The sequence below is a fragment of the Flavobacterium branchiarum genome (assembly GCF_030409845.1).
GTDB classification, from domain to species: domain Bacteria; phylum Bacteroidota; class Bacteroidia; order Flavobacteriales; family Flavobacteriaceae; genus Flavobacterium; species Flavobacterium branchiarum.
In genome coordinates this window covers 1,506,360-1,518,799 of the sequence record NZ_JAUFQQ010000005.1, presented here as the reverse complement: position 1 = coordinate 1,518,799, position 12,440 = coordinate 1,506,360, and the positions used below count along the sequence as shown (strand labels likewise).

The following is a 12,440-nucleotide window of genomic DNA, read 5'->3' as shown; positions in this document are numbered from 1 at the left end:
CCATAAAGAAGCAATGCAGGAAAAAGAAAGTAAAAGGAAACAGAATATTTGGTTACTAGTTACAATTGGTGTTGCACTTGTTTTGGTGGGATTATTTCAGTTTTATTTTTATGAAAGTGCCGACGAAGTAAAAACGGAGGTGACTGAATTGGTTGGTAAGTATAATAAAAATTGCCCGTTAACAATTCAAGAAGGAATTCGATTAGACAGTGTAAGTTTGCATGAAGATAAAGTTGTTCAGTATAATTTAACATTGTTAAATGTTGAAAAACAAACGGCTGATGTTCCGGTTATACACGAAGAAATCGAAAAAAGTTTGTTGAGTACTGCTAAAGAAAATCCTGGTCTTCAAGTTTTTAGAGAAAATGATTTCACTTTGGTTTACAGCTATAATGACAAAAAGAAAGTATTCTTATTTAAAGTTACAGTACTTCCGAGTCAGTATAAATAAGAGTTTCTTAACGTGTGGATACAATTCGTAAAAATGGCATTTAATTAACACATAGAGAGATAGTTCCGATAGCTATCGGAATAGGATTAATAATCAAAGTTGATTTTAGAAAAATATTTTTTTCGCATAGCTATGTGATTTATTTTAAGTGAAACGTCTTTTTTAGGTTTTGTTAAGCTATGTTTCTATGTGTTAAAATATTTATACAACGGATATTTTTTATAAAAACAAACCCGGCAGGTTCAAGAACTTGTCGGGTTTTATTATGTTTTAAAATGTTAAGAATTACATTTTTTTACGCATTCTTGCTACAGGAATATCAAGTTGTTCTCTATATTTTGCAATAGTTCTTCGGGCAATAGGATATCCTTTTTCCTTTAGAATTTCGGCAAGTTGATCGTCTGGAAGTGGTTTTCTTTTGTCTTCTTCTTCAATTGTATTTTGTAAAATCTTCTTGATTTCTAAAGTCGAAACATCTTCACCTTGATCATTTTTCATCGCTTCTGAGAAAAATTCTTTGATCAGTTTTGTTCCATAAGGAGTTTCTACGTATTTGCTATTAGCTACACGAGAAATAGTCGAAATATCTAAACCAACCATATCAGCGATGTCTTTAAGGATCATCGGTTTTAGCTTGGTTTCATCACCATCAAGGAAATACTCTTGTTGATAATGCATAATCGCATTCATGGTTACGTATAATGTTTCCTGACGCTGACGAATAGCATCTATGAACCATTTAGCCGAATCTAGCTTTTGTTTTATAAATTGTACCGCATCTTTTTGTGCTGTCGATTTATCTCTAGAATCTTTGTACGTCTGCATCATTTCCTGATAATCTTTGGAAACGTGAAGGGATGGAGCGTTTCTACCATTTAAGGTTAATTCAAGCTCTCCATCAACAATGCGTATTGCAAAATCGGGAACTACATTCTCGGTAACTTTATTGTTTCCTGTAAATGCGCCTCCTGGCTTTGGATTCAATCGTTCTATTTCGTGAACAGCTTTTTTAAGTTGCTCATTCGAAACATTGTATTTCTGTAACAGTTTATCGTAGTGCTTTTTGGTAAAAGCGTCAAATTGATTTTCGATAATATCGATAGCCAATTCTACATCTTCTGTTGGAGTTCTGTGTTTTAATTGTAGTAATAAACATTCTTGTAGGTCACGTGCTCCAACTCCCGAAGGTTCTAGTTCATGAATTACGTGTAGCATTTTTTCTACCATTGCTTCATCGGTATAAATACCTTGCGTAAACGCCATATCATCTACAATGTCTGGAATACTTCTTCGTATGTATCCCATATCATCGATGCTTCCAACAAGGAATTCGGCTATTTCGCGTTCTTCATCGGTTAAGATAAAAGTATTTAATTGATTGATTAAATCTTGATGAAAACTAACAGGTGATGCAAATGGAGTTTCACGCTCTTGATCGTCATCACTATAATTATTAGCTTGTGTTTTGTAATCTGGAGTATCGTCGTCGCTTAAATATTCGTCAATGTTAATATCGTCAGCTTCGATTCTGTCTGATTCGGCATCGTCATAATCATCGTATTCTTCATTCGAAAATTCATCTGCTTCGTACTCCTCTTCTTTTCCGGCTTCGAGAGCTGGATTTTCGTTCATTTCTTCTAATAAACGTTGTTCAAATGCTTGCGTAGGCAATTGAATTAACTTCATCAGCTGAATTTGCTGTGGAGATAATTTTTGAGATAATTTTAAATTTAAAAATTGCTTTAGCATAAAAAAAAGTAACTAAGATACTCAGGCGATAAGGCACTGAGTATCTTTATATTTTACGAATTAAATTCGAATTAAAAATCTTTTGTTTTTAGTTTTAAAAACTTAGCACCTTTGTGTCTCAGGGGCTTAGTGGCTTCGACTAAAATTCTGCATTTCCAGGAGTTCTTGGGAAAGGAATTACGTCACGTATGTTTGTCATTCCAGTTACGAATAATACCAAACGCTCAAATCCTAAACCGAATCCTGAGTGCGTTGCCGAACCAAATCGTCTAGTATCTAAATACCATGATAATTCTTCTTCGTCAATTTCTAATGCTTTCATTTTTTCAATTAAAACATCATAACGCTCTTCTCTTTCAGAACCACCAACAATTTCTCCAATTCCAGGGAAAAGGATATCCATTGCGCGAACAGTTTTTCCATCTTCATTTAAACGCATGTAAAACGCTTTAATGTTTGCTGGGTAATCAAACAAGATTACTGGACATTTAAAATGTTTTTCAACCAAGTAACGCTCGTGTTCTGATTGTAAATCAGCTCCCCATTCGTTAATGATATAGTTGAATTTTTTCTTTTTATTTGGAGTTGATTCTCTTAAAATATCAATTGCTTCCGTATAAGAAACACGCTTAAAGTTGTTCTCTAATACGAAGTTTAATTTATCCAATAAAGCCATTTCGCTTCTTTCAGCTTGTGGTTTTGATTTCTCTTCGTCTAGTAATCTAGTTTCTAAGAATTTCAAATCATCCTGACATTTGTCTAACGCATATTTAATTACGTACTGAATAAAATCTTCAGCCAAATCCATATTGTCATTCAAGTCATTAAAAGCAACTTCTGGCTCAATCATCCAAAATTCAGCCAAATGGCGAGAAGTATTTGAATTTTCAGCTCTAAAAGTTGGTCCAAAAGTATAAATCTGACCCAATGCCATTGCATAAGTCTCTCCTTCTAATTGTCCAGAAACGGTTAAGTTTGTTTCTTTTTCAAAGAAGTCTTCTTTATAATTTACTTTTCCATCTTCAGTTCTTGGCGTGTTGTCAAAAGGCAAAGCAGTAACTTTAAACATTTCTCCAGCACCTTCAGCATCAGAACCCGTTATGATTGGTGTATTTACATATACAAAACCTTTTTCTTGAAAATAGCTATGTACAGCATATGATAATACCGAACGCACACGCATAATTGCTCCAAACATATTTGTACGTACACGTAAATGTGCGTTTTCACGTAAGAAGTCTAAGCTAGGTTTGTTTTTTGGTTGTATCGGGAATTTTTCAGCATCCGAATCTCCTAATATTTCTAGTTTTGTAACTTGAATTTCAACATTCTGACCAGCACCTTTACTTTCAATTAAAGTTCCAGTTACCGAAACTGCAGCACCAGTAGTAACTCTTTTTAAAGTTTCATCTGGTGTATTCTCAAAATCAACAACACATTGTATATTATTAATGGTAGACCCGTCATTAAGCGCAATAAATTGATTGTTTCTAAATGTTCTCACCCAACCTTTTGCATTTACTTCCTGAAGTGTCTTTGTACCGCTTAGTAAGTCTTTAACTTTAGTATGTTTCATTTTAAGTATAAAATTGATATTAAAAATTGTCTTTCAATCGAATTGCAAATATAATCGAAATGTTTGTAAATGCCATAAAGAGTTGTTAAGTAAGGAGCTATTTACCTTATGAATTCTTTCAACTCCTGTCCTGCTATTCGCTGTATCTTTCTGTTTTTAAAGAAAAAACAGAAAGGATGTCGCTGCTATCAGGGCTAAGCGAGATCAATTTGAATAAAATCCATAAGTTATTAAGTTAAATATAGGGATGGTTAGAAAAAACAGGAATTAAAAAACCCTCGACAGATTTAAAGATCTGTCGAGGGTCATGAAATTATATAATAGATTTAATTATTTTATTAATTTCTTCTTCCTCCCATATATATTGAGACATAATATAGTAAAGTAGCAATTGATCCAATCGCAGCTACTACATAAGTTCTTGCAGCCCATTTTAAAGCATCTTTTGCACCAGCTTGTTCTTGTTGCGTAAGCATTCTTTTGCTTTCTAGCCATGCAAGAGCACGATTACTAGCATCGTATTCTACAGGCAAAGTCACTATCGAAAATATAGTTGTAGCAGCAAAAATGATAATCCCAATTAATAATAATTGCGGAAAAGTTTTAAGCATTAAAATACCTGCAAGTAAAATCCATTGCATATAATTTGAAGCAATACTTACGATTGGTACTAATCTAGAACGCATCGTTAGCCATTCGTAACCTACTGCATGTTGTACAGCGTGTCCGCATTCATGTGCGGCAACAGCAGCGGCCGCAGCATTACGTTGGTTGTAAACAGCTTCACTTAGGTTTACTGTTTTATCTGCTGGATTATAGTGATCTGTTAACTGACCTGGTGTCGAAATAACTCTCACATCGCGAATACCATTATCAGCAAGCATTTTTTCGGCAATCTCAGCACCCGTCATTCCGTTTTGTAATTGCAATTTTGAATATAGTTCGAATTTGCTTTTCAGTCTTGAACTAACTAACCAGCTAAATAACATAATCGCACCAGCAAGAATTAAATAACTCATTCCCATATCTTTTGTTTTTAGTTTATTGTTTAAAGTTATGAGATAAATAGCAATTTCTGAACCAAATTTTTAAAATGTCATTTTGTCATTTTAAACTTTTTTTAGTTTAGAGGTTACTTTTTAGTTACAAATCCGATTTTAATTGGTCGTTTATAGCTTCAAATTTTGCAATAAGGCTATTGATTTTATGTTGTTGTTTCTTGATTTCTTTGGGTCTTAAATAAAACCAAGTAAAGCAGATCCATGTTAGCATTGCTACGTATGCAAAAATCCCCCAAAAAAGTGTCATTTTCAATGCATACTCATACATATATAAGCATATTCCCGATCCAAGTAGGATGAAATACAAACTCAATATAGATGATTGTAAAAAATGTTGTTTTGTTTTAATGGTGACCAATTTTTGAAGGTATTCATTATTACTTTGTGTGTTGTCAATGTTTTGATAAAAGAGAATTAATTTATTGTACACGAATAAATAAATGACCATTGCAAGAATAGTTAAAATAATTCCGATTTTAGTTGTTATGTATTGAGGTTGAAAGTAATACCATATAAAAGCAATAAATAAACAGGTTAGGATAAGTAATATGTTTGTGATGATTAATATTCGCAAACTAGTTTTTTTAAAATGTTTGAGTCTAGAGCGTAATTCCTCTATATTAGGTTGACTTACAGCTTGTTTTTTCCATAAGTCTTTAAAGTCGATATTATTGTCCATTTTCTTTGAATTTCTGAGTTAGTTTTTCTTTTATTCTATGAATTTTCACTCTTATATTGGCTTCTGAAAGTCCAACAATATTGGCTATTTCGGCTTGTTTTACGTCTTCGAGTTCTAGCGAAATAATGATACGGTCAGTTTCTGGTAATTCGGCAATACATTTATATAAAAATTGGATTTGAGGTTCTAGTGTTTCTTGTTTTTCATCGGTAAGATAGGTGGGTAATTCTGATTTTAAGAAACGCTTATCCTTTTCTATTTGACGTAAGCAATTGTTAGATGCAATTCTGAAAATCCAAGTTCCTATGTTTGCTTCATTACGAAAAGTATCGAGTTTTTTCCAAACAATAATAAAGGTTTCCTGAGCTAAATCCTGAGCTACATCATAGTCATTTACATACCCCATGCATAATCGAAATATCTTTTGCCAGTATATTTTGTATAGTTCTTTAAACTCCATTATTTAGCTTTTATAAAGTTTTTCAACTGTGAGAAATAAAAGTCTTTGTCGTCATACATGATGAAATGTAGCCCTTTATTTGCATATTGTAAATTTGCTTGTTTTAAGTTTTTATATTGAGCTTCGATAGCAGGTTTTAAATTTACGAAGTAAGATTCGAGTAATATTAAAGAGGGGCATTTTATAGTTGCTATTTTATCTCTTAAATCAGTATTTGAAAAATCACAAAACATTTCTCCAAAAGTTTTTCTATCAGATTTCATGCTCCAACTAAGCAGTAAGTCGTGTTTTGAGGTGTTTTGGGAAAGTTTTGGAAGATAGTTTTTTTGATTCTCATAAAATTGTTTTTCACTCATATTTGTCATTTGGTTAACAATCTCGGTACAATCATTATTTTCTTTTGATTTAAAAGAAGGATCCATCAAGGCGCCCATGCAAGGTAAAGCATCAACAACTACAATTTTATCAATCAAATCAGGATAGTCTGCTGCGATTGCTAGTGCTAATCCGCCTCCCATGCTATGTCCAATTATGATTGGTTTTTCTATTTTATGGTCTTTTATATAACTGGCAATTGCATCTTCCCAATTTTTGAATGAAGCGTTTGGTTGTGGTTTAACTCCTGCGAAGCCTGCCATTGTAAATGTGTAACAAGTGAAATCATTTTCAAAGTAAGCCTTTGTATCATCCCAAACTTCTCCAGAAGAAGCAAAGCCAGGAATAAATAAAATAGTTTGTTTTCCTTTTCCTGATTTAATAACCTCAAACGGATATGATTTTGTTTGAGCAAATGCATTTAAGCATACTGCCGAAAATAATAATGCGATAACCAAGATGATATGCTTTTTCATTTTAATAGGTTTAAATTGTTAATTAATCAAATTCGTCTTTTGGATACAGGAACAATTAAAATGTTACAAAAGTTAAAGTGTTTTTTTAAATGAATTGATTAAAAACGCATTGAGGCTTTGAAATGCAATAGTTTTAAACAAAAAAAATCCAAATCCCAACATACATTGGAATTTGGATTTTAGATATTAAAAGAAAAATTCTTATCCTACAAGGTTGATAATTTTTCCAGGAACAATAATTACTTTGTTAGGTGTTTTACCATCCAATTGTTTTAATGTTCTTTCGTCTTTCATAATGATTTCTTCGATTTCTTCTTTAGTTAAATCCAAAGGCAATTCGATTGTGAAACGCATTTTTCCGTTAAATGAAACAGGGTATTCTTTACTGCTTTCTACTAGGTGTTTAGGTTCAAAAGTAGGGAAAGCAACCGCTGCTATAGATGTTGTGTGACCTAATATTGACCATAATTCTTCGGCAATATGTGGAGCATAAGGCGAAATTACAATTGCCAAAGGCTCTAATATAGCGCGTGAATGACAGTTTTGAGCTGATAATTCATTCACACAAATCATAAACTGAGAAACAGAAGTATTGAAAGAGAAATTCTCGATATCTTCTACCACTTTTTTAATGGTTTTGTGTAATGATTTTAAGTTGTCTTTTGTAGGTTCGTCGTTGGTAATAATTAAACCATTATCATCAAAATACAAACGGCATAATTTTTTAAGAAAACCAAATACTCCCGAAATACCTGCAGTATTCCAAGGTTTAGCTTGTTCTAATGGACCTAAGAACATTTCGTATAAACGTAATGTATCTGCACCGTATTCATTACAAATATCATCTGGTGTAACTACATTGTAGTATGATTTTGACATTTTTTCAACCTCGCGACCTACTACATATTTACCATTTTCATCATTAATAAATGCAGCATTTTGGAAATCATCTCTCCAAGCTTTGAATCTTTCAATGTCTAATTCATCAGATGAATTTACCATTGAAACATCTACGCGGATTGGTTGAACGCTCTTGTCTTCAATTTTATTTTTAGATACAAATGTATTTGTCCCTTCAAGTCTATAAACAAAAGCAGTTGTTCCTAAAATCATCCCCTGATTAATCAGTTTTTTGAATGGTTCTTCGGTTGGAGCAAGACCTTTATCTTTTAAGAATTTATTCCAAAAACGAGAGTATAATAAATGTCCCGTTGCATGTTCGCTTCCACCAATATATAAGTCCACACTTTCCCAATAAGTTAAAGCTTCTTTAGAGGCGAATTCGGTTTCGTTGTGTGCATCCATATAACGCATCCAATACCAAGAACTTCCCGCCCAACCTGGCATAGTGTTTAATTCTAATGGGAAAATTGTTGCATGATCTACCAAATCAGTATTTACAACTGTATTTGTTTTTGTGTCCCAAGCCCAAACAGCTGCATTTCCTAAAGGAGGCAATCCATCTTCGGTTGGTAAATATTTCTCAACTTCAGGTAAGATAATTGGTAAATGTTGTGATGCAATCATTTGTGGCAATCCATTTACATAATATACAGGGAAAGGCTCTCCCCAATAGCGCTGACGTGAAAATACTGCATCACGCAAACGGTAATTGGTTTTACCCATTCCTTGATTTATTTCTTCTAATGCTGCAATTGCTTTTTGAGTTCCTTCTTTGTAGCCTAATCCGTTTAAGAAATCAGAATCAACTAATTTGAATCCTTCTTTTGATCCAAAAGCAGCTTCAGAAATATCCTTATCAAAAATATTTTTGATTGCTGGCATTCCGTTTTGACCTTTAAAGAAATTTGCAAAAGCATAATCTCTTTCGTCTCCACAAGGAACCGCCATAACGGCACCAGTTCCGTAACCTGCTAAAACATAATCACCAATCCAAACCGGAATAGGTTCTTTTGTAAAAGGATGTTCTGCATAAGCTCCAGTAAATACACCCGAAATGGTTTTTACATCAGCCATACGCTCACGTTCAGAACGTTTTGCAGTTTTCTCTATATACGCTTCAATAGCTGTTTTTTGTTCTGGAGTAGTAATTTCAGCGACCAAAGGGTGTTCTGGTGCTAAGGTCATAAAGCTAACTCCAAAAATAGTATCAGGACGAGTTGTGAAAACAGAAATCCCCCTAGCCCCCGAAGGGGGAACTACAGCGTGAAGTAATTCATGTTTAATAATGTTTAAGACACTATCAATATTATTTAATACTTCTTTATTGTTGAATCGGATTACTTTAAATCCTTTTTCATTAAGAATTTTAGTTCTTTCAGCATCAGCTTCAACTTGGCTATTGTGAATTTCACCATCAACTTCGATTATTAATTTTTTAGATAGACAGACAAAGTCTACTATAAAATCATCAATTAAATGTTGTTGTCTAAACTTGTAGTCTAGTGCTTTTGATTTTAAATTAAGCCATAAAACTTTTTCTGCTTCAGTAGGATTATTTCTCATTTCTTTAGCTTTTTCAAGCAATAAATGTGAATTGTTTCCGCCTGTCATATAACCCAAAGTTTGTATAGAGTCTGGGTTCTCTTCCCCTTCGGGGAAGGATAGGATGGGGAAAGTTACTAACGCGCCAACTGATTTTCCAATCCAGTTACGCTGACTTTCTTTGATGCTTTCGCTCCAATCGATATCGTTAAGACCTTGTAACAAACGTTCTGCATAAGCAGAAATACGCATGCTCCATTGTGTCATTTTTTTACGGATTACAGGGTAACCACCACGCTCAGAAACACCGTTTATAATTTCGTCATTTGCTAAAACTGTTCCTAAACCGGGACACCAGTTTACTTCAGTTTCTGCTAAGTACGTTAATCTGTATTGTAATAATATTTTTTGTTGTTCATCAGATGAAAAAGATTTCCATTCGCTTGACGTAAATGGAGCTATTTTGTCATCAGAAACAGCATTAACAGTTGCATTTCCTTCATTTTCAAAAATTGCAATCAAAGTCGAAACATCTTCGGCTTTGTCAGAATCTTTATTATACCAAGAATTGAACAATTGAATGAAAATCCATTGTGTGTGTTTATAGTAATCTGGATTAGAAGTACGAACTTCTCTATCCCAATCAAATGAAAAACCTATTTTATCTAATTGTTTTCTGTATCCAGCAATTTGTTTTCCTTCTTTATCTACACCACCATCAATGTTTACACGAGTTGTATCCTCAGGACGTTGTCCTGTTTGTATAGCATATTGTTCAGCAGGCAAACCAAAGCTGTCGTAGCCCATTGGGTGCAAAACATTAAAACCTTGGTGTCTCTTAAAACGAGAATATACATCAGAAGCAATATAACCTAGCGGGTGCCCTACGTGAAGTCCTGCTCCAGATGGATAAGGAAACATATCGAGTACATAATGTTTTGGTTTTTCGGAGTTGTTCTCGGCTGCAAAAGTTTTATTGTCTGCCCAATATTTTTGCCATTTGGCGTCTATTTCAATCGGATTGTATTTCATGTCTAAGGTTCAAAGTTGCAAGGTGACAAAGTTTCTAAGGTTTTTTCACAATGAATTATAAGTTGGCAAATTTACATTTATTGTACGAAAGTTAAAACTTTGGGCGTTATTAACTTCAAATAATGAAATTCTTTATTATTTTTACCACATAATTTAAGCAAACTATGAGTTCTAACTTTGATAAATTTCAAAAACGCAGGTTAATTTCCTCTTATTTTTCGGTTGTATTGAGCGTATTTCTGGTTTTATTCCTTTTGGGAGTACTAGGATTATTCATTATTAATTCTAAAAAACTAGCAGATGACTTTAAAGAAAAAATCGCGATGACGGTTTTCTTTAAAAATGAAGCTAATGATAGCATTATAAAAGCATTCAATGCAGAATTAAAAAGAGCACCTTTCGCTAGATCATTTGTTTATGTTACTAAAGAAGAGGCTGCAAAACAGCATACGGATATTATTGGAGAAGATTTCTTAACGTTTTTAGGAGAAAATCCATTATTGAATTCGTATGATATTCACTTAAAAGCCGATTATGTAGTTAAAGATAGTATTGCTAAAATAGAAAGTCGCTTACGTAAAAACACTATGATTTCTGATATTGTTTATGATAAACAATTGGTGAATCTGGTTAATGATAATATCAAAAAAGTGAGTATGTGGATTTTAATTGTAAGTGGATTTTTAACCGTAATTGCGGTGCTGCTTATCAATAGTTCATTGCGTTTGTCAATACATTCAAATCGATTTATCATTAAGACGATGCAAATGGTTGGTGCTACAAAATCATTTATTCGTAAGCCATTTGTAATGCGAAGTATTAAACTTGGATTATTAGGAGCAGGTTTAGCAATTGTTGCTTTAATCGGGCTTTTGATTTACGTAGATACTAATTTTCCAGGACTTGGAATATTAGAAGACAAAGCACTTATCGGATTGGTTTTATTGACGGTTTTAGGAATCGGAGTTTTAATAACTTGGTTAAGTACACACTTTGCAACACAACGTTTCTTAAATTTAAGAACAGACGATTTATATTAATAAAATAGGCTTGCCTGTGACTTTGTTCAGGGTAAAAAAAAATGAAAATGGAAAATAAAGGAGAACAAAATAAAAAAGAATTTCTTTTTGATAAAGTAAATTATAAAATTTTATTGATCGGAATTGGTGTAATTGCTCTAGGTTTTATGCTGATGGCGGGTGGAGGAAGTAATGATCCAAATGTTTTTAATGAAGAGATCTTTAATTTTAGACGTATTCGTTTGGCTCCAACTACTGTTTTAATAGGTTTTGGAATTACAATTTATGCAATTCTTAAAAATCCAAAAAAAGCATAAATGAATACTTTACAAGCTATTGTTTTAGCCATTATTGAGGGAATTACAGAGTTTTTACCTGTTTCTTCAACTGGCCACATGATTATTGCCTCTTCTTTTTTTGGGATTGCCCACGATGATTTTACAAAATTGTTTACAATTGTAATTCAGCTAGGAGCTATTCTTTCGGTAGTGGTTTTATATTTCAAGCGTTTCTTTCAGACACTTGATTTTTATTTTAAATTATTAGTCGCATTTATACCAGCAGTTGTTTTAGGATTACTATTAAGTGATGTTATTGATAGTTTACTAGAAAACCCTGTTACAGTTGCAGTTTCTCTTTTAATAGGAGGAGTTATTTTGCTAAAGGTAGATGAATGGTTTAATAACCCAAATACTGCCGAAACTTCGCAAGAAATCACGTATTTACAAGCTTTTAAAATTGGAATGTTCCAATGTTTGGCAATGATCCCAGGGGTTTCAAGAAGTGGAGCGAGTATAGTTGGAGGAATGTCACAAAAGTTGTCAAGAACAACAGCTGCTGAGTTTTCATTCTTTTTGGCAGTTCCTACCATGTTTGGTGCTACGGCTAAAAAATGTTATGATTACTATAAAGCAGGATTCGAATTATCACACGATCAAGTTAATTTATTGATTATTGGTAATGTAGTCGCTTTTATAGTAGCACTTTTGGCTATTAAAACTTTTATTGGATTTTTGACTAAAAACGGATTCAAAGTATTTGGTTACTACCGTATTATTGCAGGGATTGTGTTGTTATTGATACATTTCTTGTTTCATCCGCTTACAATTATATAATG

11 protein-coding genes are annotated in these 12,440 nt (G+C 33.1%); 4 read left to right on the top strand and 7 right to left on the bottom strand.

The features are described 5' to 3' along the window. The first annotated feature begins 13 nt into the window (after positions 1 to 13). Complete coding sequence (locus QWY99_RS18525; protein WP_290267199.1) at positions 14 to 451, top strand: DUF8479 domain-containing protein; 438 nt, start codon at positions 14 to 16, stop codon at positions 449 to 451. Positions 452 to 736: 285 nt separating this feature from the next. Here the strand turns inward: QWY99_RS18525 and rpoN are convergent, their stop codons facing one another. The 7 genes from rpoN to QWY99_RS18490 all read right to left on the bottom strand — a co-directional run bounded on the left by rpoN (position 737) and on the right by QWY99_RS18490 (position 10,304). Then, positions 737 to 2,200: an RNA polymerase factor sigma-54 gene (rpoN, locus tag QWY99_RS18520; protein WP_290267198.1), complete on the bottom strand. Its 1,464-nt coding sequence runs from the start codon at positions 2,198 to 2,200 to the stop codon at positions 737 to 739. Between the two features lie 139 nt (positions 2,201 to 2,339). Then, entirely contained in the window at positions 2,340 to 3,776 is a 1,437-nt protein-coding gene (gene asnS / locus QWY99_RS18515) for an asparagine--tRNA ligase (RefSeq protein ID WP_290267195.1), read from the bottom strand. A gap of 338 nt (positions 3,777 to 4,114) precedes the next feature. Continuing rightward, positions 4,115 to 4,801 carry a zinc metallopeptidase gene (locus QWY99_RS18510; RefSeq protein WP_290267194.1) on the bottom strand — a complete coding sequence of 229 codons (687 nt, stop codon included), beginning with the start codon at positions 4,799 to 4,801 and terminating at the stop codon, positions 4,115 to 4,117. Between the two features lie 118 nt (positions 4,802 to 4,919). After that, entirely contained in the window at positions 4,920 to 5,516 is a 597-nt protein-coding gene (locus QWY99_RS18505; protein ID WP_290267193.1) for a hypothetical protein, read from the bottom strand. Further along, the gene (locus tag QWY99_RS18500; RefSeq protein ID WP_290267192.1) at positions 5,506 to 5,976 is read right to left on the bottom strand and encodes an RNA polymerase sigma factor; all 471 of its coding nucleotides are present in this window, start codon (positions 5,974 to 5,976) and stop codon (positions 5,506 to 5,508) included. Before QWY99_RS18500 ends, QWY99_RS18505 begins: the two co-directional genes overlap by 11 nt. Continuing rightward, complete coding sequence (locus QWY99_RS18495) at positions 5,976 to 6,827, bottom strand: alpha/beta fold hydrolase (protein WP_290267191.1); 852 nt, start codon at positions 6,825 to 6,827, stop codon at positions 5,976 to 5,978. The genes QWY99_RS18500 and QWY99_RS18495 overlap by 1 nt, the downstream gene beginning before the upstream one ends. Before the next feature lie 201 nt (positions 6,828 to 7,028). Next, entirely contained in the window at positions 7,029 to 10,304 is a 3,276-nt protein-coding gene (locus tag QWY99_RS18490) for a leucine--tRNA ligase (protein ID WP_290267190.1), read from the bottom strand. A 164-nt stretch (positions 10,305 to 10,468) separates the two neighbouring features. Between QWY99_RS18490 and QWY99_RS18485 the strand changes: the two genes are divergently transcribed. From QWY99_RS18485 to QWY99_RS18475, 3 genes are read left to right on the top strand one after another with little or no spacing between them, the layout of a single operon-like run. Continuing rightward, positions 10,469 to 11,344, top strand: a complete 876-nt coding sequence (locus tag QWY99_RS18485; protein WP_290267189.1) for a cell division protein FtsX — start codon at positions 10,469 to 10,471, stop codon at positions 11,342 to 11,344. 47 nt (positions 11,345 to 11,391) lie between these two features. After that, positions 11,392 to 11,640: a DUF3098 domain-containing protein gene (locus tag QWY99_RS18480; RefSeq protein WP_290267188.1), complete on the top strand. Its 249-nt coding sequence runs from the start codon at positions 11,392 to 11,394 to the stop codon at positions 11,638 to 11,640. Beyond that, positions 11,641 to 12,438 carry an undecaprenyl-diphosphate phosphatase gene (locus tag QWY99_RS18475; protein ID WP_290267187.1) on the top strand — a complete coding sequence of 266 codons (798 nt, stop codon included), beginning with the start codon at positions 11,641 to 11,643 and terminating at the stop codon, positions 12,436 to 12,438. The last annotated feature ends 2 nt before the right edge of the window (positions 12,439 to 12,440 follow it).

Coding starts and splice junctions, on each gene's coding strand:
- rpoN (WP_290267198.1), bottom strand. CDS start 2,200: ATGCTAAAGCAATTTTTAAATTTAAAATTATCTCAAAAATTATCTCCA.
- QWY99_RS18510 (WP_290267194.1), bottom strand. CDS start 4,801: ATGGGAATGAGTTATTTAATTCTTGCTGGTGCGATTATGTTATTTAGC.
- asnS (WP_290267195.1), bottom strand. CDS start 3,776: ATGAAACATACTAAAGTTAAAGACTTACTAAGCGGTACAAAGACACTT.
- QWY99_RS18495 (WP_290267191.1), bottom strand. CDS start 6,827: ATGAAAAAGCATATCATCTTGGTTATCGCATTATTATTTTCGGCAGTA.
- QWY99_RS18480 (WP_290267188.1), top strand. CDS start 11,392: ATGGAAAATAAAGGAGAACAAAATAAAAAAGAATTTCTTTTTGATAAA.
- QWY99_RS18475 (WP_290267187.1), top strand. CDS start 11,641: ATGAATACTTTACAAGCTATTGTTTTAGCCATTATTGAGGGAATTACA.
- QWY99_RS18525 (WP_290267199.1), top strand. CDS start 14: ATGCAGGAAAAAGAAAGTAAAAGGAAACAGAATATTTGGTTACTAGTT.
- QWY99_RS18490 (WP_290267190.1), bottom strand. CDS start 10,304: ATGAAATACAATCCGATTGAAATAGACGCCAAATGGCAAAAATATTGG.
- QWY99_RS18505 (WP_290267193.1), bottom strand. CDS start 5,516: ATGGACAATAATATCGACTTTAAAGACTTATGGAAAAAACAAGCTGTA.
- QWY99_RS18485 (WP_290267189.1), top strand. CDS start 10,469: ATGAGTTCTAACTTTGATAAATTTCAAAAACGCAGGTTAATTTCCTCT.
- QWY99_RS18500 (WP_290267192.1), bottom strand. CDS start 5,976: ATGGAGTTTAAAGAACTATACAAAATATACTGGCAAAAGATATTTCGA.